The organism is Paenisporosarcina sp. P4_B8 (assembly GCF_056402175.1).
The window spans coordinates 101,192-125,602 of sequence record NZ_JBFUHX010000001.1; the positions used below are offsets into that span (position 1 = coordinate 101,192).

General features: G+C 38.2%; 26 protein-coding genes. 17 read left to right on the top strand and 9 right to left on the bottom strand.

The window, feature by feature from the left end; translation table 11 throughout:
* Positions 1-62: 62 nt before the first annotated feature.
* The 3 genes from AC1DSK_RS00520 (at position 63) to AC1DSK_RS00530 (ending at position 4,365) form a co-directional block, all read left to right on the top strand.
* Positions 63-758, top strand: coding sequence for a TerC family protein (locus AC1DSK_RS00520; RefSeq protein ID WP_477546125.1), 696 nt, complete (start codon positions 63-65; stop codon positions 756-758).
* A 281-nt stretch (positions 759-1,039) separates the two neighbouring features.
* A complete protein-coding gene (locus AC1DSK_RS00525; RefSeq protein WP_477546126.1) occupies positions 1,040-2,485 on the top strand; it encodes a circularly permuted type 2 ATP-grasp protein in 1,446 nt (481 codons plus the stop codon).
* Complete coding sequence (locus AC1DSK_RS00530) at positions 2,485-4,365, top strand: alpha-E domain-containing protein (RefSeq protein WP_477546127.1); 1,881 nt, start codon at positions 2,485-2,487, stop codon at positions 4,363-4,365. Before AC1DSK_RS00525 ends, AC1DSK_RS00530 begins: the two co-directional genes overlap by 1 nt.
* Positions 4,366-4,731: 366 nt before the next feature.
* Here the strand turns inward: AC1DSK_RS00530 and AC1DSK_RS00535 are convergent, their stop codons facing one another.
* Positions 4,732-5,169 carry a YusW family protein gene (locus AC1DSK_RS00535; protein ID WP_477546128.1) on the bottom strand — a complete coding sequence of 146 codons (438 nt, stop codon included), beginning with the start codon at positions 5,167-5,169 and terminating at the stop codon, positions 4,732-4,734.
* A 162-nt stretch (positions 5,170-5,331) separates the two neighbouring features.
* On the opposite strand from AC1DSK_RS00535, the gene ytxJ reads away from it, so the two are divergent.
* From ytxJ to AC1DSK_RS00565, 6 genes are all read left to right on the top strand, one after another.
* Positions 5,332-5,670 (top strand): bacillithiol system redox-active protein YtxJ, encoded by a 339-nt coding sequence (gene ytxJ / locus AC1DSK_RS00540; RefSeq protein WP_477546129.1) that lies wholly within the window; start codon positions 5,332-5,334, stop codon positions 5,668-5,670.
* A gap of 146 nt (positions 5,671-5,816) precedes the next feature.
* On the top strand, positions 5,817-6,632 hold the full coding sequence (locus tag AC1DSK_RS00545; RefSeq protein ID WP_477546130.1) for an STAS domain-containing protein: 816 nt from the start codon (positions 5,817-5,819) through the stop codon (positions 6,630-6,632).
* A gap of 19 nt (positions 6,633-6,651) precedes the next feature.
* On the top strand, positions 6,652-7,164 hold the full coding sequence (locus AC1DSK_RS00550; RefSeq protein WP_477546131.1) for a GNAT family N-acetyltransferase: 513 nt from the start codon (positions 6,652-6,654) through the stop codon (positions 7,162-7,164).
* Between the two features lie 94 nt (positions 7,165-7,258).
* On the top strand, positions 7,259-7,633 hold the full coding sequence (locus AC1DSK_RS00555; RefSeq protein WP_477546132.1) for a nucleotide excision repair endonuclease: 375 nt from the start codon (positions 7,259-7,261) through the stop codon (positions 7,631-7,633).
* A 283-nt stretch (positions 7,634-7,916) separates the two neighbouring features.
* Positions 7,917-8,957 carry a helix-turn-helix domain-containing protein gene (locus AC1DSK_RS00560; protein WP_477546133.1) on the top strand — a complete coding sequence of 347 codons (1,041 nt, stop codon included), beginning with the start codon at positions 7,917-7,919 and terminating at the stop codon, positions 8,955-8,957.
* Between the two features lie 387 nt (positions 8,958-9,344).
* Positions 9,345-9,794 (top strand): GNAT family N-acetyltransferase, encoded by a 450-nt coding sequence (locus AC1DSK_RS00565; RefSeq protein WP_016428467.1) that lies wholly within the window; start codon positions 9,345-9,347, stop codon positions 9,792-9,794.
* A gap of 79 nt (positions 9,795-9,873) precedes the next feature.
* On the opposite strand, the gene AC1DSK_RS00570 is transcribed toward AC1DSK_RS00565, so the two are convergent.
* Positions 9,874-10,482 (bottom strand): hypothetical protein, encoded by a 609-nt coding sequence (locus AC1DSK_RS00570; RefSeq protein ID WP_477546134.1) that lies wholly within the window; start codon positions 10,480-10,482, stop codon positions 9,874-9,876.
* Positions 10,483-10,753: 271 nt separating this feature from the next.
* On the opposite strand from AC1DSK_RS00570, the gene AC1DSK_RS00575 reads away from it, so the two are divergent.
* Positions 10,754-11,164, top strand: coding sequence for a VOC family protein (locus AC1DSK_RS00575; RefSeq protein ID WP_477546135.1), 411 nt, complete (start codon positions 10,754-10,756; stop codon positions 11,162-11,164).
* A gap of 116 nt (positions 11,165-11,280) precedes the next feature.
* Here the strand turns inward: AC1DSK_RS00575 and AC1DSK_RS00580 are convergent, their stop codons facing one another.
* The gene (locus tag AC1DSK_RS00580; RefSeq protein WP_477546136.1) at positions 11,281-11,580 is read right to left on the bottom strand and encodes a hypothetical protein; all 300 of its coding nucleotides are present in this window, start codon (positions 11,578-11,580) and stop codon (positions 11,281-11,283) included.
* A gap of 319 nt (positions 11,581-11,899) precedes the next feature.
* Positions 11,900-12,883: an aldo/keto reductase gene (locus tag AC1DSK_RS00585; protein WP_477546137.1), complete on the bottom strand. Its 984-nt coding sequence runs from the start codon at positions 12,881-12,883 to the stop codon at positions 11,900-11,902.
* Positions 12,884-13,083: 200 nt separating this feature from the next.
* Between AC1DSK_RS00585 and AC1DSK_RS00590 the strand changes: the two genes are divergently transcribed.
* Both AC1DSK_RS00590 and AC1DSK_RS00595 read left to right on the top strand, forming a co-directional pair.
* Positions 13,084-13,779 (top strand): class I SAM-dependent methyltransferase, encoded by a 696-nt coding sequence (locus tag AC1DSK_RS00590; protein ID WP_477546138.1) that lies wholly within the window; start codon positions 13,084-13,086, stop codon positions 13,777-13,779.
* A gap of 330 nt (positions 13,780-14,109) precedes the next feature.
* On the top strand, positions 14,110-14,952 hold the full coding sequence (locus tag AC1DSK_RS00595; protein WP_477546139.1) for a DUF1206 domain-containing protein: 843 nt from the start codon (positions 14,110-14,112) through the stop codon (positions 14,950-14,952).
* A gap of 14 nt (positions 14,953-14,966) precedes the next feature.
* Here the strand turns inward: AC1DSK_RS00595 and AC1DSK_RS00600 are convergent, their stop codons facing one another.
* Positions 14,967-15,422 carry a methylated-DNA--[protein]-cysteine S-methyltransferase gene (locus tag AC1DSK_RS00600; RefSeq protein WP_477546140.1) on the bottom strand — a complete coding sequence of 152 codons (456 nt, stop codon included), beginning with the start codon at positions 15,420-15,422 and terminating at the stop codon, positions 14,967-14,969.
* 200 nt (positions 15,423-15,622) lie between these two features.
* On the opposite strand from AC1DSK_RS00600, the gene AC1DSK_RS00605 reads away from it, so the two are divergent.
* The 3 genes from AC1DSK_RS00605 (at position 15,623) to AC1DSK_RS00615 (ending at position 18,934) form a co-directional block, all read left to right on the top strand.
* The gene (locus AC1DSK_RS00605) at positions 15,623-16,165 is read left to right on the top strand and encodes a bifunctional transcriptional activator/DNA repair enzyme AdaA (RefSeq protein ID WP_477546141.1); all 543 of its coding nucleotides are present in this window, start codon (positions 15,623-15,625) and stop codon (positions 16,163-16,165) included.
* A 375-nt stretch (positions 16,166-16,540) separates the two neighbouring features.
* A complete protein-coding gene (gene dacB / locus AC1DSK_RS00610; protein ID WP_477546142.1) occupies positions 16,541-18,031 on the top strand; it encodes a D-alanyl-D-alanine carboxypeptidase/D-alanyl-D-alanine endopeptidase in 1,491 nt (496 codons plus the stop codon).
* 72 nt (positions 18,032-18,103) lie between these two features.
* Entirely contained in the window at positions 18,104-18,934 is an 831-nt protein-coding gene (locus AC1DSK_RS00615) for a GNAT family N-acetyltransferase (RefSeq protein WP_477546143.1), read from the top strand.
* 63 nt (positions 18,935-18,997) lie between these two features.
* On the opposite strand, the gene AC1DSK_RS00620 is transcribed toward AC1DSK_RS00615, so the two are convergent.
* Positions 18,998-19,570 carry a GNAT family N-acetyltransferase gene (locus AC1DSK_RS00620; protein WP_016428448.1) on the bottom strand — a complete coding sequence of 191 codons (573 nt, stop codon included), beginning with the start codon at positions 19,568-19,570 and terminating at the stop codon, positions 18,998-19,000.
* A 422-nt stretch (positions 19,571-19,992) separates the two neighbouring features.
* Between AC1DSK_RS00620 and AC1DSK_RS00625 the strand changes: the two genes are divergently transcribed.
* Positions 19,993-21,081: an AI-2E family transporter gene (locus AC1DSK_RS00625; protein WP_477546144.1), complete on the top strand. Its 1,089-nt coding sequence runs from the start codon at positions 19,993-19,995 to the stop codon at positions 21,079-21,081.
* Positions 21,082-21,133: 52 nt separating this feature from the next.
* Here AC1DSK_RS00625 and AC1DSK_RS00630 read toward each other — a convergent pair whose 3' ends face one another.
* The 3 genes from AC1DSK_RS00630 to AC1DSK_RS00640 all read right to left on the bottom strand — a co-directional run bounded on the left by AC1DSK_RS00630 (position 21,134) and on the right by AC1DSK_RS00640 (position 22,545).
* Entirely contained in the window at positions 21,134-21,361 is a 228-nt protein-coding gene (locus AC1DSK_RS00630; protein WP_477546145.1) for a hypothetical protein, read from the bottom strand.
* Positions 21,362-21,384: 23 nt separating this feature from the next.
* A complete protein-coding gene (locus tag AC1DSK_RS00635; RefSeq protein ID WP_016428444.1) occupies positions 21,385-21,690 on the bottom strand; it encodes a DUF3243 domain-containing protein in 306 nt (101 codons plus the stop codon).
* 93 nt (positions 21,691-21,783) lie between these two features.
* Positions 21,784-22,545: a hypothetical protein gene (locus tag AC1DSK_RS00640; RefSeq protein ID WP_477546146.1), complete on the bottom strand. Its 762-nt coding sequence runs from the start codon at positions 22,543-22,545 to the stop codon at positions 21,784-21,786.
* Between the two features lie 553 nt (positions 22,546-23,098).
* Here AC1DSK_RS00640 and AC1DSK_RS00645 point away from each other — a divergent pair.
* A complete protein-coding gene (locus tag AC1DSK_RS00645; RefSeq protein WP_477546147.1) occupies positions 23,099-24,325 on the top strand; it encodes an ATP-binding protein in 1,227 nt (408 codons plus the stop codon).
* The last annotated feature ends 86 nt before the right edge of the window (positions 24,326-24,411 follow it).

The window sequence follows — 24,411 nt, forward strand, 5'->3', positions numbered from 1 at the left end:
TTGAAAGATGGGTTGAAAGATTTTGTTTGAGGAGTATGATGTAATAGGAGTTACAGAACAAAATGAAAGAAGATGAAAAAATGGATGCACATTTCTTTGGCATACTACTTGAAATTATTTTGATTAATATCGTATTAAGTGGCGATAATGCCGTCGTCATTGCGCTAGCAAGCAGAAAATTATCCGAAGACAAACGCAAGAAAGCCATTTTCATTGGAACAGTTGGTGCACTTGGATTGCGTGTAGTGCTAACATTTGCAGCTGTCTATCTTTTGGAAATCCCGTTTGTAGAAATTATTGGTGGATTATTGTTGTTATATATTGCATTTGATTTAATTAAATCTGCTAATGAAGATCCAGATTTACACTCCTCAGCGTCGCTGTTCGGCGCTATTCGTACGATTATTTTTGCTGACTTAGTCATGAGTCTGGATAATGTACTGGCTATTGCAGGAGCTGCAGAAGGAAATATCGTCTTGATTGTCATTGGACTGGCTATTAGTGTGCCACTGATTATTTTTGGTAGTCAGCTCATTATGAATCTAATGGATAAATACCCGCTCCTTGTGTGGGCGGGTTCGGGCATCATTGCCTATACTGCTGGGAAAATGATGGTTGATGATAAATATGGCCATTTATTTGTAGAAAGTACTTGGCCAATTCTTGAATATATCATCCCGATTGCTTTTGTGTTATTAATTGTTGGGTTAGGTACTGTAGTCAAAAAAAGACAGCAAAAAGAAGTTCTTACTAAATAAAAATGAGCTGCTCCTTCGTGATTGGAAAATCACGGGTAGCAGCTCATTTTTTTTTTATGGAGAGCAGTTATTTTGAAATATATCCTTTTTTAAAAACACATTTAGATGTGTGCATTTTTGACTCCTATATTCACATATTCTTAGTGATACCAGTGTGTATTTTATTTCTATTTGAAGGCTTCAAAACTTAGGAGTATGGGTAATGAAAAGAGGAACTTTATGATAAACTTAACGTACTATTTTCTTAATTTTCCAACTTCATATATAGAGAGGGTGTTTACATGTTTACTACGTATAAAGTTAAGCCGTTTTTTGATGAAATGTTGAAGGCAAGCGGAAAACCTAAGGACCATTATCAAAAATTTTATGAAATGCTCCATAATTTTTCTGCTGATGAATTGAAAGAAAAACATGAAACAGCCCAATTATCGTTTTTGAGACAAGGCATTACTTTTACTGTCTATCATAATAATGTTGGCGCTGAACGCACAATGCCTTTTGATTTTGTGCCGATCATCATCCCTCCAGAAGATTGGGAAACAATTGAAAAAGGAATGGTACAACGTACAAATGCACTCAATTGTTTTTTACACGATGTATACAATGAACAGCAAATCATTAAAGACGGGATAATCCCTAAGGAACTGGTTGTGGACAACCCTCATTATTACGTTAAACAAGTACAGGGAATAAAAATTCCATTGAATAATCATATATTTCTTGCCGGAATCGATTTAATCCGGGATGAAAATGGCAAATACTTAGTACTGGAAGACAATTTACGAAACCCTTCAGGCATTTCGTATGTTTACCAAAACCGCTATGTAATGCGTCAGGTATACCCTGAATTTTTTGCAAAACATTCCGTTCAGACTTTGGAGCATCAAGTGACTTATTTACACGAAGCCATTATGGACCATGCTCCTGAAGGTATAGATAATCCTCGAGCAGTTCTACTTACTCCGGGTATTTATAATTCGGCTTACTATGATCATGTGTTTCTGGCACAACAAATGGGTCTACACCTGGTTGAAGGCCGTGACTTATTCGTCTCCGGCAACATTGTTTATATGAAAACGATCCGTGGTCTTGAAAAAGTGGATATCATTTATCGTCGAATTGATGACGACTTCCTGGACCCACTGGCGTTCAGGGAAGATTCAATATTAGGCGTTGAAGGTTTGCTTGAGGCTTATCGTCAAGGAAATGTGGCTATTTTGAATGGAATTGGCAATGGAGTGGCGGATGATAAAGCGATGTATGTCTACGTGCCAGATATGATTCGTTACTACTTGAAAGAAGACCCAATTATTGATAATGTCATGACCTACCGTCTTGATCATGCCGAACAGCGGGACTGGGTGCTGGAACGATTACACGAATTGGTCGTTAAAAATGTAGGAGCTTCGGGGGGGTATGACATGCTTGTAGGACCGCATGCAACCTCAATGGAAATCGAGGAATTCCGTGAAAAAATTCTTGAAAACCCTCATCAATATATTGCACAACCGACGATAAAGTTATCGAGAGCTCCTTCCTATCAAGGGGAAGAATTCTATCCTTGTCACGTGGATTTACGAGTGTTTGTCATGAGAGGAAAAGAAACACATGTATTCCCAGGGGGGCTTTCCCGAGTAGCACTGAAAAAAGGATCCCTCGTTGTGAATTCATCGCAAGGTGGTGGTGGTAAAGATACATGGGTTATGAAGTTTGGAGGGATGAGCTAATGTTAAGTCGTGTAGCAGATTCACTCTATTGGATGGCACGGAATATTGAACGTACAGAGTCAAACGCGCGAATTTTGGACGTTCATTTAACACAGATGGTTGAGACTTCGAGTGAAGAATTGTTAGACGGTAAACACTGGAAAATAATGTTTGAAGCGTGTTCAACTAAAGACGAACTAGATAAGCTAAAAAGTAGTGAAGATGTTCAAGATGAAGATTATATTCGTTTTATAGCCTTCCATACAGATAATTTTAATTCAATATACAGTTGTGTTCGGGTAGCCCGGGAAAATGCACGAATCAGTAGGGATCACTTGCCGAATGAACTATTTGAAGTTCTGAATGATCTGTATCTGTTTACCATTCAAGCAGAACAGGAAAGTTTTACGATTCATCACTTACGCACGTTTTTGCGTAAAGTGAAATTGACGTGCCTGACTGCCCAAGGGATTATTGAATCTGGTATGTCCCGCAGTGTCGCATATCGCATGATGAAAATTGGGAAGTGGTTGGAACGTGCAGAAAAAACGGCACGTATTTTAAACGTGGTATGTGAACAGACACGGGAAACCCAGTTGTTTTACAAAGGCGACGATTACTATGCATGGTTATCGGCACTTCGCATGTTGAATGGCTATGAAGCCTATTTGAAAGTAAACCGTCCCAAGATGGATCCGAAGACCATCTTAACTTTTTTGATTACTGATGAGTCGTTCCCGCAGTCGATTCATTACAATATCAATCATGTAAGGGCAGCCATTGATATTTTGGAGAATGCAAAAGTTGCACATTATTCTTCCGAATTATATTACGCCCTTGAGAATGTGAAAAATGAATTTGATGAAATGTCCATTCAAGAGTTAAATTCTGATGATATGCTGGCATTTCTAAACAAGTTCCAAAATAAATGCAATGAAATAGGACAAATTTTCTCGAAGACTTATTATTTAATTGAACCAATTGGTACGCAACGACAAGTTCAATTTTTAGATTTTCCTCAACCACCGATTACAGAAAAAGCTTCCTCCATGAAGTACAAAATTGAACATACCAACATTTTCGATTACGATTCATGGGTGGATCAAAGTATGAACTCAATCCGATTAAAGCCCCGTACGGATGAGTGTCAACGATTGCTGTCATATCGAACGGATATTACTCCGGTTGCTCTTACGAAAGAACATGTGGATATTTGGGGGAACAGTGTAGAATCATTTTTTATAGCGGATCATCATAAGCATTTGGAAGTTAAGGCAACTTCCGTTGTTAGCATTCAAAAGAGTCCTTGGATTCACCGCATTGACTATTCACCGGAAATGTATGCGATTTTCCATTCCGATTTATTCAGCAGTCACTATTTAGCTTATTTAAGTAATACGGCATACACCTATTTAACTCCAGAACAAATGGAACAAGTCGATAAGGATATCGGACAGATGGCCAATCCTGTTCAATATGCAATTGATGTTATGGGTTATTTGTTCAATCGTTTTACGTATGACGGTTCCTCGACAAATGTTTCAACAAAAGCGTTGGAATCCTTTGATTTGAAGAAAGGTGTTTGCCAGGATATTTCTCACGTCATGCTTGGAATACTTCGTGCTAAGCACATTCCGGCAAGGTACGTCAGCGGATATTTGTATGTCGGAGAAAATTCGGCATTAGTTGGGGACGCAGCAAGCCATGCATGGGCTGAAGTCATGGTACCCGGTATTGGCTGGGTAGGACTAGATCCAACAAATAATGTGGAAGCACTTGAAAACCATATTCGGGTTGGCGTCGGTCGAGATTACGGGGATGTCAGTCCGGTGCAAGGGATTTACCGAGGTGGCAGCCACGAGCTTGATGTGAAAGTATCCGTCAGTTTAATCGATCAATAACAAGAAGCCTTGACGACAAAATGTGCGTTAAGGCTTTTTTGTATTTTTTTCAGCCACTGGGAACCGTGATTTAGGTGAGCGAGGCTTTGTTGGAAAAATGGGGCTCTTAGTTAGAATTTAAATTAAGGAATTTGTATTAACCCCATCGTGATTTTTCATTTTAGAGCCAATATCGAAACTCTCCTGGCCGCCATACATGGCGATTTCTTCTTATTGAAAATATCTGGGGTGAGTTTGCTTGAAAAGAAAAAAATATGATTATGCCGCATATTTCAGGCAAAAGTAGTGTGTTTGTGCCGATTCCTCCGAAGAACTTACATAATAAAAGCCAAGTAGCATGAATCATGAATGCTACTTGGCTTTTGGTTATTTGTTATCTTTAAATTCTTGGTCGTCCCCGTCGGAAAATTCAACTTCTAAATCGAATTCTTTGTACTCTTCCACGCCAAAGGCCTTTGCCACTTTTTTAATGACTTCTTCTTTACTCATGTCTTTCGTAAGTGCAAGCTCTTTAAAGAGTGGTTCAAGCTTTTTATAAGCTTTATCTCCTGACAAATTTAACGATTCCAGTTTATTCATGTACTCCGCTTCAGTCTCGGATACATCCACGTCAAACGAAACATCAATTGCGTCTTTCTGATCTGCCGTATCTATATCTAAATCGAAAGAACGGAATCCAAATTCACTTTCAGCTTGTTCCCCGGTAGGTCCATCTTTCACTTCCTCCTTTTCTCCGCATGCGCTTAACAGCAAAGCAGTCGTTAATAGGAAGGGTCCATAAAAAGCATGTTTTTTAGTTTTCATGATTTGTTCTCCTTTCAAATTGTTGAGTTGGTTTAGTTTAGTACATTATGAGTATCCCTCAAGGACGAAAATTTTAAACTGTTTGTACGTAGGCAAGTTATGTGCAAATCGGTTTGAAATTCGAGATAATAGGAAAACTAACTATTGAAAGGATGATGATTGATGGCAACCTATACAGAAATTACAACAATTCCAGAGTGGGAAAATATTCTTCAACAATCAAAAGAAAAGCCTGTCTTACTGTTCAAGCATAGTACTACGTGTCCTGTGAGTGCTGCTGCTTACCGCGAATTCACTTCATTTGAAACGGGTGTTGACGCTTACTTAGTGAAAGTCATCGAAAGTCGTCCAGTATCGAATGAAATCGAAAGTAATTTAGGTGTTCAGCATAAATCACCACAAATTTTCATCGTGTCGAATAAAGAGCCAGTCTGGCATGCCTCTCACTGGAACATTACCGAATCAAAAATTGGTCAGGCTATTCAAAGTACCCAAGGATAAGATAAAAAACGAAGCCCACTCACTCGAGTGGGTTTTTACTATTCAATTAGTAAATTACTGAATATTCATGCTTTCCACTTGTGTTTATAGTAATATTCTCTTACAGAGCAATAGTTAACAATAATAAACTGAGGATGTGCACACTTGTGGATGATATTTTAAAAGTAGGTAAATATTTGGTGGATCATGCAGAAGAAATTGTTACAGAAATGATGGATTCTGCACTTGAAAATGTGGAATTTGAAGTAACAGATGAAATGATTCAGCAATCAATCAAAATCAATGTCGAATTTTTGACGTTATTGGTTGAGTCATTTGAAGATAGCAATGAAGTAGCTGCTGCGGAATTGGTCAAATGGAGTAAAAAGAATGGAGAACAACAAGCTGCCATGCTTTCTCAATTATCGACAATGATCAAACCTTATGCAAAAAATCGTTTGATGTACTTGGAAAACATTAATAGAATTTCGATGGAGCATGGTTTATCGACGGAAGATGTTTTGAAAATCAACAATCGTATAAGCTATCTACTGGATGTCAGCATGATTGAAACGATTTTTGCATATGAGGCTTACCGTGATGACCAATTGAAAGATCGCCAAAAAGAAATCAACGAATTGTCTGCACCAATCGTACCAATCCAGCATGGTATTGCTGTTTTACCTTTAATCGGTGTTATTGACTATTCCCGAGTCCAGCATTTATTGAACAATGTTCTACCGACTATACCAACGCTAGACATAGATCATTTAATTATCGATTTTTCTGGTATCTTAACGATTGATTCAGAAGTAGCCCAACATATTTTCACGATTCATAATGTGTTGCAATTATTGGGTATTCACATCATGTTTACTGGAATTCGGCCGAATTTATCAATGGCAGTAGTTCAAGCAGGAATTGACTTTACTTCATTCAATACATATGGCAGTGTGAAGCAGGCAATTGAAAGCTTAAGATAAAGGTTGGGAGGTGAAATGCATGGTGAAATTGGTAAAACCAAGTGTGGACTTGAAGAAGGCTTATATGTCTCTCTATGAGGAATGGAAAGAAAGCGAAGAAGAAATGATTCCTTGGGTAATCGGTAAAGACCCCACAGATTTTGAAGGGATGGTTTCGTCTTTACTGGAATCTGAAAAAGGGATTGGCTTACCCGAAGGATGGGTGCCTGATTCGACCTACTGGTTAATTGAGGAGGAATACCGCATTCTAGGAGTGGTCAATATTCGACATTCGTTAACTAATCACTTGATGAACGCTGGAGGACATATTGGCTATGGTATTCGTCCATCTGAACGCCAAAAAGGATATGCAACAGAAATTCTGAGATTGGCTCTTGAAAAAACAAGAGAGCTTGGTATCAATCGTGTATTAGTCGTATGTGATGCAATTAATATCGGCTCTGAAAAAACCATCCTAAAGAATGGTGGCGTCGAAGACAACGACTTTGTTGAAGATGATGGAAATGTGATTAAACGTTATTGGATTGGCTAAAACTTTCTCTATAGGTGAACTGTGTTTAACTGATAGATTTTTAACGTTATTTGTGATAGCATTACACTCTAAAGAAGTGAGGACGTGACTGAATATGATTAAGATTGAAATGCCAAAACCAGACTTAACGATTGTTCAACGTGAACAAGACCGATCAAACGACGAGCCAGAAATTCCATCAATTTATGGTTTCATCGACTTCCATCAAATTGCACGAGACAAAGGCGGTATCATCATGTTTTACAACAAAACAGATGAGCTTTTGTTTGTTGGGAAAGCACGTAAAGTAAGACAACGTGTAAAAAAACATTTTGAAGATAATGTTTCACCACTTAAAGAGCACCGTGATGAAGTAGCGAAAATTAAGATTTTCTATGTTGATGATGCAATGGAACGTGAAATTTATGAGACGTATGCCATCAATAAATTTGTTGCGAAATACAATGTCGATAAAAAGTTTACACATTAATTATTGAAAGCTGTCCTGTAAAGGACGGCTTTTTTTATTGTTTAATATTTGATTTCGCATGCGGTTGTGAGACGTTTATTGTTAAATGCCTCATTTTAACTAATTAATTGATCCAATTTGATTGATAATTTTCTCCTCATACATGATTTTCTATTTTCAAAGTTTACCACAAGAGCATTCGATAGTTACTTTTAAAGTAATTATTTTTACTGTAAAAAGAAAAAACTATTGCATTGTAAAGTAATTTAAATTACTATTAAAAGTAACAAGGGGGGATTGAATAATGGATAATATTCGTTTAAATGTCGCTTTACTCAGAAGAAAAGTTCCAAATTTAACAACCGCAGCGAAATCAATTGGCATTCGGCCAGCAACCGTGTCTAATTTATGCACAGGAAAAATTGATTTAGGAAAAGCGGAGGTTCGCACTTTGGTTGGTCTTGCATCACTTGCTAATTGTTCAATAGACGAATTAATCATTCGAGGGGAGAAATTGAATATGATTGAAACGCAAATTAAGACTTTGGATTTCTTTGCACCGCTTGTAAAAGGCGGTACGACAGGTATAGTGGCTCGTCCAGGCATGGGGCAAGTAGTGATCCTGGCTGAATTGATGCATCGCTTTAAAGATAGCGACCTCACTACAGTCTTTTTACTGCCGAAAGGGAGTCATCCTGAACTTCAAGGGACAACTGAATTGGCTGATGTCGTCACAACTACGATCAATGAAACATACTCGACTTTAACTTCACAAAATGGAGAAGTGATATTCATTACAGACAAGAGTTATATCGTGTCTGGTGAACTGTTGGACTTACAGGAAAAACTAGTTGCAGAACGCGTGCAAAATGTAACAACCATTCTTGTAGATTTATCTGGGGAAGTGGTGGATGAAGACATGCCATATGGTCCACTTGAAACGTTGTGGCAACTGGATGCGGATTTGGCAAGCCGTCACCAATACCCAGCTGTCCACCCGATTTATTCAACTTCCTCGATTTTGGAAGGGATTGATTTGGACCAACGTCATTTTAATTTGAGACAGCGTGCACAAAAATTGTTGCGTCGCTACCGTGAATTGCGATCAGTAGTAGCTGTGCATGGCAAGGAGAAAATTCCTGCAGCCGAGGTGGAAACATATCAACGGGGAGAACGGTTGGAAGCATATTTCACGCAACCATTTTTTGTAGCAGAATCTGTTACGGGCCAAAAAGGAAAGACTGTGGCATTGTCACAAACATTGCAAGACGTTGAAGCCATTTTAGATGGCAAAGCGGATCAACTTTCAATAGACGAGCTGAAATACAGTGGAAGTTTAACGTAATGAAAAAGAGTGGGAATATCCCACTCTTTTTTTGTGTACATCTCAAGTGATTATAGAATTGCTAGGTCGTCCGTGGAAAGAGAGCAGAGTCCATCTTTTATTTAAGCTAAAGCTGATTTTTAATAAGAGTACTTTTACGACGAGCAACCGCAGGAGCAATCTTTTAGGCGACGAGTAACCGCAGGAGCAGCACTTTCGAAGAATGAGACCCCACAAGTATATTGCTCAAGCAGAACATGCATTCAGCCGAAATGTACGATAAACAATCCTCTTTATTAAAAATCAAAAGAAGTTAAAAGTGCCAAAAATAAAGGTAATGAGTCCGTGTTTAGCGAAATAGTATATAGTTAGAATAATTAAACTATTAACTAAAGGGGAGAAACTCAGATGACGTTCAAAGTTCAACGAATAGAAGATTTGAAGAAAGTAGACGTATCGCAGCTGGTAACAGAAAGTGAAGAAGAAGGTTACCGTTTCTTGACTCGTTTAGTACATGATTATGAAGATGGATCAAATACGTTCAACAAAGACGGGGAAGCACTTTTCGGAGTGTGGGAAGGTCCCGATAAATTGGTGGCAATCGGCGGCATCAATCAAAATCCGTATACGGAAAACAAAGATGAAGCTCGCTTAAGGAGATTTTATACACTCGGAGTTGCCAGACGACAAGGGGTAGGCTCTCAATTACTCACCGAACTTGTGAACCATGCCAAAGGCAATTTTTCAAAAATCACATGTCGTACTGAATCTGCAAAAGCAGATGCTTTTTACCGGGCGAATGGATTTGAAGAAACTCATGATACGCCTGATACGACACACGTGATGAAACTCGGTTAACCATCATGTAAAACCAGTATTTATTTGTGGAAAACAAAAACCTTTAAGAGGAACGGGATTGGCCGGCTCCTCTTAAAGGTTATTCAACGATTTCAAAGGTTTTTAGCATATGATGAAATCTTGCTCCATGTCCTTCAGCAGCTTCGAGGAAATAGTACTGCGTGATGACAAAACTTCCATCTTTCCCGTTACTGATGACGTAAGCATGAACGATTTTGCTGTTTGCTTCATTGCCTGCTGCACCGTGTAACTCAAATCCTTTTACGGGTTCCGTTACTTCTACAACATCCCGGAGCCCGGGAAAGTCATTTTTTAGCTCGGCTCCAAATTTAACAACAAGTTCTTCTGGTTTTTCATCGGGAACTTGCCTGATTTCCATCGTCACTTCCGGATAATTTTCAGGCACTGGGTAAACAGGGGTAATGATATCTGATTCCTCACCGTGGGTCAGCTTGTAGCGTGATTCATCTACATAAATCACATATTCCGAATCTTTCCCTTTATTTAACTGGACTTCAGTTTCTTCATCCTCTCCCTCGATGCTTTGAATCACTTCTTTCTCAGGGAGAAACATGTCTTTCATTTCTTTCATAAAAGCCGATCCTATATCCGTTTGCAAACTGAGTGCAATCAGCAATGCGGCAGTAAAAGTGATGAACAGTGGAATTGCCTTATTCCTCTTTTTCACTTTGCTCATTCTTCCTTTCATGTTTTTAATACTACATTTGACTTTATTTTGGCAAAAAAGTTTTAATCTATAGAAAATAATTTATTAAACGGGGGCTATGCTATAGAAAGCTGTTGAAATAGAATAAAAACCGAGGAAGTGCATTTGACCTTGCTTGCCGCACGAACGTGAAGTTTGAGTCCAACAAGTATGTGGTTTTTATGCTTGTTGGCTCAGGTGACTAGCGCAAATGTGCGTTTAACAATACCTATAAAAAATCGGAGTGATATTAATGGCAGGTGTAACAGGAATTGGTGGAGTGTTCTTTAAAAGCGAGGACCCAATAGCCTTGCGTAACTGGTATAAAGAAAAATTAGGAATTGATTCGGATGAGTACGGCAAAATGTTTCTGTGGAATTCTGTAAAGCCACCTGGTATAGGGAGGACGATATGGGCGCCGTTTAAAGAAGAGACGACTTACTTTGAACCATCACAGAAGCAGTTCATGATTAACTTCCGCGTAGATGATTTGGTTGAATTGGCTGAAGAACTTCAAACGAAAGGTGTCGAAATCCTAGCACCTATTTTGGAAGAAAGTTACGGGAAATTTGCACACATTTTAGATTTGGAAGGAAACAAAATCGAATTGTGGGAACCTATTGGTGAAAACATTGTAGATTTGGCTAATGAAGAGACAAGTTGAAAAATTAAACCTCGGCTATGCGACCTTCGGTATATTTTCTTGTTATTGGTTACATTTGAGCGAAATGTATGCAGAACAAAAGAAAACTAGAATCATTCGACAAAATGTCGCTTGTTCTAGTTTTTTTGTTGTTTTATGTTGAAGTAGATACGAATGAGGGCAATGAGTACAAGCAGTCCTGAGCAAACCCATACAAAAAGCATGGAGAGACCCAAACCGATAGTTGCACCGATAGCGGGACGAGATTGTTCATCAAACAGGGAATAAATGAAAGGCCCGCTAATGCCTATAAATAAAGTGATGGCGACAAGCCATCTTTTTGGAGACATCAGAGTGCTGGAAAAGAGAATGGTACCTAGTATAAGGGGAATCAGCGTTTGTAATAATTGAATCATTGTTTGAATGGGATCGGTCATTACGAAGCTCTCCTTTCTTTTATCCATTATATGTTTGATATACCAATCTATGAAGGCGTTATTCAAAATAATAGAGAAAGAGGCTGACTCACTATTGAGTCAGCCTCTTTCTCTATATACCCTCTAAACTCATTAATGCTTCTTCGTATTCCATTAATGCTTCATCGAGTAATTGAAGTCCTACATCAATTTGTTCTTTTGTGACGATTAACGGTGGGATCATTCGGATTACTTAAAGTGGCACTTCTCCTAACACGATGTCCGGTCGCTTCTTCAATCCATTTTTCTAACATGAACTCACTCCTGAAATATACTCCTGTTATTTTTGAAGAACTTTCCAGGAAGCGCGTGAAATTTCTTCGAGTTCTCCCGCATCGAGTTTAAACGTTAATGCACCGACATTATCTTGTGCGTGATGAACTTTAGTGGCACCGGGAATCGCAAAAACCGTTTCTCCATGATAATGGATAGTCCAGTTCAAAGCTACTTGGCTGGCACTGACATTGTATTTTTCACCAATGGCATCCAGTAAAGTTATGAGTGGTTTAGATTCTGCCAATCCTATTTCCTTGAATTTGCGTTGAAATCTACGAGGTCCTTTGGCATCGTGAATCAATGCAGGATTATCATGAAACTTCCCAGTTAGTATTCCTTGCTCAAGTGGCGAGTAAGCAATGATGGAAATGCCTAATTCCTTCGCGCGATCCAGAACTCCGTTTTCCTCCATACGTCGGTCCAGCAAACTGTATTTCACTTGATTCGAAGCCAGTGTCAGTCCGTTTTCACTAAGAATCCGATGGGAATTGACCATTGCAGAAGCGTTGAAATTACTAACGCCGATATGGTTAATATGACCAGCTTTTACTAGCTCGATCATTGCCTGCATTTGCTTTTCAACGGATGAGAGTGAATAGGGTTGATGAATTTGGTACAAGTCAATCCTGCGATTTTGAAGAGCCTCTTTACGATTATTAATCGTTTTCGGAATGGAACTTGCTGTTCGAAGCATAGGCCACCATTTAGTCGCAATTCGAGCTTCTTCAGGGCTTGCACCTATATTTTCAAGCGCTTTCGCTAAAATTCTTTCGGACTCACCGCCACCATATACTTCAGCTGTGTCAAACCAATTGATGCCGCCATCCAATGACGTTTTAATGATGTTTTCCGTAAGTTCATCTTCCAGTGCTCCCCAAAATCTGCCAACGACACCTGATCCTTTACTGAATTGCCAAGTCCCTAGTCCAAGGGGGGACAGGTGTAAATCTGTTTGGCCGAGAGTCCGCTTTATCATAGTATCTTCCATATATATCAGCCTCCAAAAGGGCATATGATTTATTAGTTCCAGCTCCAAGCGCCAGTGTCTGGCTAGAAAGAAGCTTTTCGCTTTTATTGTAAAAGTGTACCATTTAGTCTCTTAAGATAGCGAATATGTAGCGGTTTGAAAGTTTCAATGAACTGTCCCATAATAGAAGATATAAATGATTAATTAAAGGGGGAAACACAGTGAAAGATGATTTGGAATTTGATCTGGAAATGGCAAGAGAATACGATAAAGGCATTCGCCGTGCTTTACCAACTTACGATGCATTGTTCCGGATGGTTCAGTCATTCCTTCGTGCGAATGTAAGCGACTCTGCAAACGTGTTGGTCATTGGAGCGGGCGGAGGAAATGAAATTGTGACCTTTGGAACAGCAAACCCTACTTGGACTTTCGCTGGGGTTGACCCTTCAGAAGCCATGCTTGAAGTCGCTATGCAAAAAGCGAAAAATGCAGGAATCGAAGATCGAGTGTCCATACACACAGGGATAATTGAACAAATCGAATTTAATGAAACATTTGATGCTGCCACATGTTTGCTTGTCCTCCATTTCGTTGAAACAGTTGAAGAAAAACTGAGTTTATTGAAAACAGTAAGAGAAAGATTGCAACCGGGAGCTCCATTTGTACTCGTATCGATGTTTGGTGATCAATCGAATCTAGAATTCGATGAGCGGATGAATTTATGGAAATCGATTTGGCTGGATTTAACTGATTTAACACAAGAAGATGTAGAGGCGATGGAAGAGTCGGTTCGTGAACTGTCATTCATACCTGCAACTCGGATTGAAGAACTCTTACAACAAGCTGGATTCGAGCGGGTAACACAATTCTTTTCGACCACTCTATTTGGTGGCTGGATTGCGCATGCAACAAAATAAAAGACAGGGCAGAGGCCCTGTCTTTTGCTATTCAATCATTTAATTCAATTCTATCATGTGGGAATTAACGGGCGAAACCGAATAAAACTTTGTTCATGCCGATTAAACTGAAGTTGATGCCCTTCAAATATTACGTCTCCTTCTAATCGATTCCAGAAAAGTATAATAGATTGCACCATATATTAGTATATATTTCTAAAATTCTTATAATCTCTCTTTATGCCGAGTAATTACTTCTGATTTAATTAAAACCGCCTTTGTTGTAAGGTTTCCAATCTCACTCAAAAGGGAACTTCAGTTGTAAGAGTAAATGTAGAGGAAGTGACCGTGATGAACACATCAACAGCACATGCGAAAGATAAAATGAGAGAAGCAAAACCTTGGGTACGGAGATTCGGGCGATTCGGCTATATGACAAAAGGTGTTGTTTACGGGATGATTGGAATCCTGGCGGCACTTGCTGCTTTCGGACCCGGAGGAGATACAACCGGAACTTCGGGTGCATTGCAATCCATTGCAGAAATGCAATTTGGAGATTTTGTTTTATGGGTCATTGGCATCGGCTTAATTGGTTATATCCTGTGGGATTTCATAAAAGCTTTTAAAGATCCTGAAAACGAAGGAAATGATGCAAAAGGTCTGATTAAGCGGACCGGCTATTTTATTAGTGGGATTATTTATGCGAATTTAGCTTTTGGGGCAATTAAACTGGCAAGTCACACTGGAAACGCTGAAGGTGGAGGCGAAAAGACGATTTCAGCCAAATTGATGGGGCAGCCCTTTGGGGAATGGATAGTCGGTTTAGTGGGAGTTATCATCATTGGTTATGGACTTTATGAGCTCTATAGTGGAGTCAAAGAAAAGTTTATGGATAAATTCAAAACATATGAAATGAATGAAAAAGAACGTAAAATAGCACGACTTTCAGGAAAAATCGGATTGATCGCACGTGGAGTGATACTGAGTATGGTAGGTTTCTTCTTTATCCGTACTGCCTATACGAATAACCCAGAAGAATCCAAAGGTCTGGGTGGGGCATTAGCAGAACTTGCCAGTCAACCATTTGGCCAGTTGATTCTTGCTTTGGTTGCTGTTGGCCTGATTTTATACGGTATTTATCAAATCATTCGTGGACGCTATCAGCATATGAATTTTGGCTATCACGGTAAATAAGAGAAAAGAACCGTTCACTTTTGTGAATGGTTCTTTTCATGTTCAAGTAACCATTCTTTTCGCCATGTTTCCCACGCAAATCCAGACAGAGATCCATTTTTTCCGACCACTCGATGACAAGGCACGATGAGGGCTAATTTATTTTTCCCGATAGCCGACCCAACTGCCCGAACTGCTTTTTGTCTATTAATTTGGTGAGCAATCTCGGAGTAGCTGCTCCGTTTACCAAATGGGATGTGGATTAGCTCATTCCATACTTCACTTTGAAAAATGGTGCCGTTCAACGATGGAATCGTAAAGTGTGTAAGTTGACCTTTGAAATAAGAGTCAATCTCATGAAGGAAATGTTTGACGATTTCATTTTCATGGGAATGCTTTTGTTCTTCTACGAACAATACAGATATAAGATTTTCCTGTGTTGCTAATACTTCAATGAGTCCAATTGGTGAATTCAAATAGCCTCTATACATATGAACACCCCCTAGTCCTATTATAAATAACTTCAGTTCTGTATGCTTTTCAATTGTTGGCATTCAATTTTCAGACAGAAGTATTGTGTTACTATAAAGAAAAAAGTTTTGATAAACGATTCTGTTTTTTATCGTACAGTTTGGTGCATGTTCAGCATGAGCCGACAAGTATGAAAGCCACATAAAAGGGGGCATTGCCCATGAAAGAATTTGAATGGATAGCCATCAGAAACAATGATAATCGCTTTGATGGTCAGTTTTTTTATGGGGTTTCGACAACACTTATTTTTTGTCGGCCATCATGCCCTTCCAAGTTGCCACTTCGTCAGCACGTCTCCATTTTTTTATCACAGAGTGCAGCCGTGGAGGCTGGGTATCGTCCATGTAAACGATGTTGTCCAGATGATGTGGCATTTGTTCAGCCGCGTTCACAAATTGTCAATCAAACCATCGAAATAATTGAAACACAATTAGCAGAACCTCTTACATTGAAAAAATTGGCTGAGCAACTATTTGTTTCTCCAACCTATTTACAGAAAGTATTTTCGAAAGAAATGAACGTATCACCAACACGTTATTTAATGAAAGCAAGAATGGATCTAGCAAAACAGCAACTCCTAACGACTGATTTGCAAGTAGGCGATATTGCTCAATCTGTCGGTTATCTGAATGCCGCCCATTTCTCAACAGCTTTCCATAAATACACCAATCAGTCACCAACACATTATCGAACGAAAGTTTAGTAAAGGAAGTACTTCTTATGCGCGTATACATATAATTGCCTTAAGTCTGATTTGGGGTTTATCATTCGTATTCATTTCAATTATTAGCGATTTCTGTTCATATGATAGTTGGATTGGTTGTCATACTGTGTGTAGTGTACTTAACCACACGTCCAAAACTCACTTTTCTGAAGTGAGTTTTTTTAGTGTGACGAAAGAAGTGAAAACTCCAGTTTGTTTACATAACCTTCAATCACTGCACATATATAGAAATAGACATTCGACAGAGCGAATGTGAGAAAAGAACGTTTTTTACAATCATTCTAAAAATTACATAATATTCAAATTATTTTATGGTATGCTCTCTCCAATACTATTTTTAGGGGGAACGAAGTGTTGAAAGTGAAAAAGTATATTCTAACTCTTTTTATAGTGATGCTCGCTTTTTATCCATTTACGGATGGATCCAAACAACAAACGGCTATTGCAACAGATGAATATGCCCAATTAGGAATCAGCATTAATAAAATTCTTCAGGACGAACGACTTGACGGTGCCACGACAGGTGTGAGTATTAGGAAAGCCAACTCAGGAGAACTTATTTATGACCATTTTGGTGAAACGAGGTTGCATCCGGCATCGAATATGAAACTTCTCACAGGAGCAGCTGCTCTTGAAACACTCGGAGAAAATTATAGGTTCTCTACGGAAGTGTTGAGTGATGGCACTGTAAAAGAGGGAATGTTGTTGGGAGATTTGTACTTGAAAGGTAAAGGGGATCCTACGTTGTTAAAGAAGGACTTCGACGTATTTGCCAAGGATCTTGCGGCTCGTGGTATTAAGAAGATAAATGGAAACTTAATCGGTGACGATACCTGGTATGACGATGTCCGTTTGTCGCAGGATATAACTTGGACGGATGAATCCTATTATTACGCTGCACAAGTATCAGCACTAACGGCATCACCGAATGCAGATTATGATGCAGGTACAGTTATTGTGGAAGCACATCCAAATTCAATTGTCGGTGAACCGGCAAAGATTAAAGTATTGCCTGAAACCGATCTGGTAAACATCATCAATCGTTCTAAAACGGTTCCTGCCGGAGAAGTGAAAGACATAACAATTGAACGGCAACATGGATCGAACAATATCATTATTGAGGGAACAGTCCCAGCGGGCGGCACTGTCACCCGTGAATGGATTGCGATTTGGGAGCCTTCCTATTATGCGTTGGACTTGTTCAAGAAATCTTTGGAGGAACAAGGTATTAAATTTGTCGGTAAGTACAAAATCACGTTAGGCAAAACGCCTAGTGATGCTCAACTGCTGACTTTTAAAAACTCAATGGCACTGAAAGAACTATTCATTCCTTTCATGAAACTTAGCAATAACGGACACGCTGAAGTATTGGCAAAGGAAATGGGCAAAGTGGTTTACGGGGAAGGAAGCTGGGAGAAGGGACTTCAGGTGATAGAAGAGAATTCAGAGGAAATGGGTTTGAATATGGAAACAATCATGATCCGCGATGCTTCGGGCATGTCTCACGTCAATTTGATTCCTTCAAATGAAGTAACAAATCTTCTTGTGGCTGTACAAAATGAGCCATGGTACAACACATTCTTATCTTCATTGCCAGTTGCAGGGATAAGTGACCGTTTTACCGGAGGAACTTTACGCAATCGAATGAAAACTGAACCTACTGTCGGAAATGTGAAAGCAAAAACAGGTACATTGACCGCCGTATCTGCCTTATCTGGATATGCCACCACAAAAGATGGTGAGTTGCTGACATTCTCCATTCTGATTAATAATGATTTGGCAGCTGTGACGCCAATTGAAGACCAAATTGCCACAGCGATTGCAAGTTATACAAAACCTAAATAATCAGTAGCTTCCCACTCTAAAATGTGGGAAGCTATTTTTATGTAGAAATAATCAGAATAGAAGGAGAAATATATGTTAACGACAAAACAATTGCAAGACATTGAGACTCTTCAAAAAGAATGTGAAGCACATGATGGGATAAAACTGAAATTGAACTGGGAAATGCTAAGGACCCGTGATTTGGAGGAACGTGACTTTCTTTATTATGAAGAAAATGAACTAGTTGCATTTTTAGGGATTTACGCATTTGGTTCAACTGCGGAAGTATGCGGCATGGTAAAGCCGAGCGAACGCCGGAAAGGTCATTTTAATCGTTTGTTTCTGATGGCGATGGAAAAAGCGAAACAACAGAAATTTAAGAAAATTTTGCTCAACGCACCAGCTGGATCTCAGGAAGCAAAGTCCTTTTTGAATAAACATGAAGCCGTACCTGCATTTTCTGAACACCAAATGGAGTGGCAGGAAAGACCTCTTAACGAAGTAGAGGATGTGACTTTACGAGAGGCAAAGCATGAAGATCTGGACATGAGAATTCGTTTGGACGTCGAGGCGTTTGGTGTACTAGAGGAAGATGCTAAAGTGATGGAAAGCAGAATAGATAGCGATGAAGATACCGATATGTTAATGATCGAAGTGAACACTCAAACAATCGGGAAGATTCGCATTAAGCGTGAAGACGGGCAAGCATGGATATATGGTTTTTCCATTCTTCCTGAATTCCAGGGGAAAGGTACAGGTCGAAAAGTGCTCCAAAAAGTCGTCAAAGAACAAAGTATGCAAGGCCATTCCGTGTATCTGGAAGTAGAAACAAAAAATGCTCATGCCTTGAATTTATATGAATCCGTAGGTTTTAAAGTAGTGCATGCCCAAGATTACTATCTATACAAAAATGAAAACGACTAAGTCAGCCGTTTCCGCAAAAAAGACGAAAGGGCCGGAATGAACGGCTCTTTCGTCTGTACTGTATTAATAAGATTCAAGCATATTTGGTTTTTTGTCTGTCTTAAAGACAAGTACCTCGCTGGAAGGGTCGTATGAATCACCATAAAACTGCTCATCTTTAAAGGTATGGATATTTTCATAAGTCCACTTCATTGCGTTATAAATTTCTTCTTCATCCTGATCGGTAGGTGACCAATAGAGTATTTCAAGAACGGTATTTTCGCCGGTGGCTAAAGATCGACGAGTATAACCAATGCGGGATGCATGTTTGAAGTCTTCACGAGCGTAAAATTTAAGGCGTTTTTCAGTATCCGTATCTTCATAATTTACAGGTTCCACTTCAAGGAGAATTGCTTTGTTCTTTTCTTTTAATTTGTTCAGAAGTTTGCGACCTAATCCTTCACCGCGGGCTTCTTTTGACACAAAAAGATAATCCACAAATACAAAGTTTTCAAACTCAACGTACATGAGCACGTGTTTTGGACCTTCATCTTTTATATAAACATTACCTTTTTCAGTCAGCAATGTCTCCATATGTTCTTTTGATTTCATTTCTTCGACTGGAAAATATTGATTTAACTTTTCATACCAATTCATCTAAACTTTCTCCTCCCAAAATTATCTTTTGCCTGGAGTTTTTGTTTTGTTGCGCGAAAATAAGAGGAACAAAGTAGGCGAGAAAATCCTCGGTATTATGTTTACCCAAACCTCACAACTCTAAACATGTTTAATGAATGTCTGGTCCAGAAAAAAACATGACATAATTTCAAGTCCATTACGAGGCTTACCCCTATGTCTATTAAACCACCGCGATAATATTTCATTTTTATCATTTAAAATAATAACAACGGATCCCGGTAGGAGAAGGGAACGGTGACGGTGACCCATATGATGTCGAAGTTCCTCGTAATAATATGCCATTAGAAACGTCCTCACTTAACCATTTTCAAGTATGTATACCCGTTATTACCAAAAATAACTTATAATAAGAAAAACAAACATAATAGGACGTGAATGTATTGACGAAAAAGCTTTGGTTTCAAGTTGGGGTCGGGATTTTGCTGGCTTTACTTATTATAAGAATGTTTATTGAAGTTAAAGGGATATTTTCGCCGCTTGTCATTATAGGGCAAACCATATTTTTACCATTATTGCTTGGAGGGGTTTTATTCTATTTAACGAGACCTCTGCTTAATTTTTTAGAGTCAAAAGGCTGGCCGAGATGGACAAGTATTCTCGCCATCTTTATCGCGATTGGATTTTTCCTTTGGTTGTTCTCATTCATGATTGGTCCAGCAGTTACAAAGCAAGTGAATTCATTAGTAGAAGATGCACCAAAAATTACTAAAGATGTTCAAGCCATGGTTGATTATGCACTTGATCAAAAAAATCGTTTACCTGAATCGATAAAAGAATCAATTGATAATCAGTCTTCAAAATTGAATGACTTTGCACAAAGATTCGGTGTTGGGCTAATCACATTTATTCAAAGCATGTTCCAAGGGTTATTTTTATTGGTATTGATACCGTTTTTCCTTGTTTATTTATTGAAAGATCACGAGAAGTTCGCACCATTTGTTGCCAATTTCTTTAGTGGGGAACGGAAAACATGGATTCGTAAAACATTGGTCGATATTGATATCACACTGAAATCCTATATTCAGGGACAACTATTTGTAAGTTTTGCAGTTGGTATGATGTTGTTGATTGGATACTTGATCATTGGACTAGATTATGCACTCATTCTCGCTATTTTCGGGATGTTTATGAATGTCATTCCTTTCCTAGGTCCTTATATTTCTGTAATTCCTGCTCTTATTATAGGTTTCATTCAAGAACCACAAATGGCTATTTATGTAGCGATTATTATGCTGATTGCACAACAGATTGAAAGTAATTTAATTTCACCGAATGTCATGGGAAGAGCTCTAGATATTCACCCTTTGACCGTTATTACAGTCATTTTGGCTGCAGGAAATATTGCCGGGTTATGGGGGATTATTCTTGCGATTCCAACTTACGCAGTGATTAAGACGATTTTGAAAAATGCTTATGCAAGACGCGCGGAAATCAAAGAAGCTGCAACATCAACAGTTGAAGAAGAATGATGATAGAAATGTGAAAAAGCCGGATTCTCCAAAAGGAGAGTCCGGCTTTCGCTTATTCTGGATAACGTTCTTCACTTGAAGAAGTATCTTTTGAATGTCGTTTATTTTCTTCATCTTTTACTTTTTCATTTAATTCTTCAACAGGAACAGCATCCACGGTTTGCATGTCTTCATGCATATCGAAGAGGCTTTCCTTGTCAGTTTCTACTACATCTGGATTGTCTAATTTACGACCTTTTTGATTTTCACGTTCTTTATCGTCAAAAGGGTTGTTCGTCATACGAATCCACACCTTTCAAATGCTTATTTTCTCACCATATTTACTAACATGTGAGCCAAAGCATGTTGCTGATCTTTATCGCCAGACTTCCATAATTCTTGTAACAAGTTTTCTTCGCTGTTACGAGGCTCTTCATTATTTGCTAAATAGCCTGCTACTTTTTCAGCAGTCTTTGCTAATTGCTCTTCGCCAAGACCTAATTTTTCACCCATTGCTACTTTATCGCCTAAATAAGATTTAAAAGTTGAAAAATTCGCTAAGATTTCTTCTTTTTTTTCTGAACTTACATTATTTAATTCCTCTTGAACTTTACCTTGAATGTTTTCCATGTCATTGACACGCTCCTTTTCATCTTCTTAATGTTAGGTTTATCCTATTTAGTCATTGCTAAAACATCCCAATGTTCAAATGGGTATTTTTAACTATTGAAGAGGACAGAAACCGCATTTTTGCAATCCCGGAACATCTTTGGAGAAACAACATGTAGTTCGTACAGGAGAATTCAAAAGCTGTGCTGGCTCAAGGTCTTTTAAGTAGGCTTTAAATAATGAATGCTTGGCGATTCCTTCCCAAACGTTTGATAATTTTAAGATCTCCAAATCAATGCGAGCTTGCTTTTCAGTCGCAGGATTTCCAAGAAGAACAGAGTAGTGCCATAGTAAAAATCCAAAAACGTTTTCCCACAATGTCAAAGGAGAGACAGAAGAATGCTTTCGAATTTCTAGGATCAATGAATAAGTTTGTTCCTTCAATATTTTCTGTATGAGAGCTTCACGAGGAAGGCTCTCTACATCCATAAAGTCTTTTTTATCGATATACATACTGATACCCTTATTTCCATATTCAACATTAGCAGCAAACATCAATTCTTCAGGTTGTCCTAACCATAATTCATCGTAAGTAGCCAGCATGACAAATTGTGCCGATATAAACATCCCATAGCGTCGCATAAGGTAAGAAGCAGCAACCGTTTTGTTGCTAATACCCGTGATGGTTTGTACTACTGTCAGGAAATCAATGTTTTCCATTTGTTTACGTGTAAACAGTGGGTGAGCAGGAGGAATGATGTAAGTGCTATACATATTTAATTGTCGGATTTGATCGTTCGTTAAATTAGTCATAACTGTAGTATACAAAAAAATAACCGGTAAAGTGTTGACATATTTACTGATAATGATTATCATTATCGTATACCAAAGTCAATCTTTCTGAAAATTAGGGAAGAAGCCATGTCAGCGACTTTTCTCCAAATCGATGCTGATCATAAAAACACATTCTTAACCCCCCTCATCGTTAAGTTGTGTTAGTCAAGACTATGAATCCATGCACTTGTGCATGGATTTTTTTTTAACGTAGAATCCAAGCGATAGTTTTATTGAGTAGAGGATTTTGTTCTTCAACTAATGACCAGTAGCCGTAGTAGTCTCTAATATTAATGGGGAAGTAATATTAAATATGAAAATACGTGTTAGTTGAAAAAGGATATTTTTTGGAGTTCATTATCTACATAGCACAGAATAAATAATGAAATAAATACGCGCATTTCACTTATTGAATATGCAATTTTCAAAGAAAAAGAGGATTTTTAATGTTAAAATGTCGAATTAAGTAGTAGTAGCTTTTAGTAAGTTGTGGAATATTGTGGAAAAATATATGGATATAGAAATGTATCGTCAAATCGTTGAATAAATAATTTACAATAATTGTTTGCAAATATACTTATTTAAGAGGGATAAAATGAATTATTCGGGTCAAGTTATTTTGGTGTTAATTTCGATAACATTTACTACCTTTCATAATATTGTGAATTATGAGGATTTTTTTACGATAGACTTTTTTATATTTACTTTTATTGCTTGGCTTGTTGGAAGGCAATATGATAAAGCTCGTTACTATGAAAAACAGGCACGCTCCAGTGGGGAAAGCTACAAAAGGTTGATTGATTCATTGCCTGAATCAGTTATTATCCATCAGGATAATAGGATTGTTTATGTAAATAAAGCCACTGTTTGCATGTTTGGGGCTTCCAATATGGGAGACATAATCGGAAAATCCATACATGACTTTTTTGATTCCGAGTACACAGAGCGTATTCATGAACGAGTAAAACAGGCAATGAAACAGAAACATCCGTTAAACAGTATAGAACACAGAATGAAACGTTTTGATGGATCGATGTTCATTTTTGAAGTTTCTTCATTGTATATCGTTTTTGGTGAAAAAGAGGCAATCCTTTCAATTGGAAAGGATATCACTATAAGAAAAGTACAGAACGAACAGCAACTCCAAAAGTCAGAAAAACTGGCTATGTTGGGTCAAATGGCAGCAGGTATAGCCCATGAAGTCCGTAATCCCCTAACTTCCATCAAAGGATTTATATATCTATTGAAGTCCAATGAGCTCAAAGATGAATATTTTGATATTGTAGAATCAGAGCTTGAACGGATAAATTCAATCGTAAGTGAATTCATGGTTCTCGCCAAACCAAGCGTAGCAACTTTTCTAGAACAAGACATTACGGTATTGATAAAAGAAATAGTAACCTTAATTAATACTCAGTCAATATTGAACAATGTTCAAATTTTTGTTGAGTTTGAAAGTGATTTGCCAATGGTGAGTTGCGATAAAAATCAGTTAAAGCAGGTTTTTCTAAACCTTCTTAAAAATTCAATCGAAGCCATGCCTCAGGGAGGAAGTATTGAGGTTAAGGTAAAGGAAAAAGAAGAAGACATGATTTCTATTCAAATTATTGATGAAGGTATCGGAATTCCAACAGAACGATTGCCAACACTGGGAGAGCCATTTTATACAACAAAGGAAAAGGGTACAGGTCTTGGACTAATGACCTGTTATAAGATAATCGAAAGTCATAACGGTAAGTTAACAATTGAAAGTAAATTAAATGTGGGAACAACGATAGAAATAATTTTACCTACTATTACCCAATCGTTATTGAAAGCATAACTAGCTAATACTAATTTGCAAATCCAATTAATGTAGAGAAACGATAATTTCTCAAGGGAAGATTGGCTTAAGCGAGTGCAAATCAT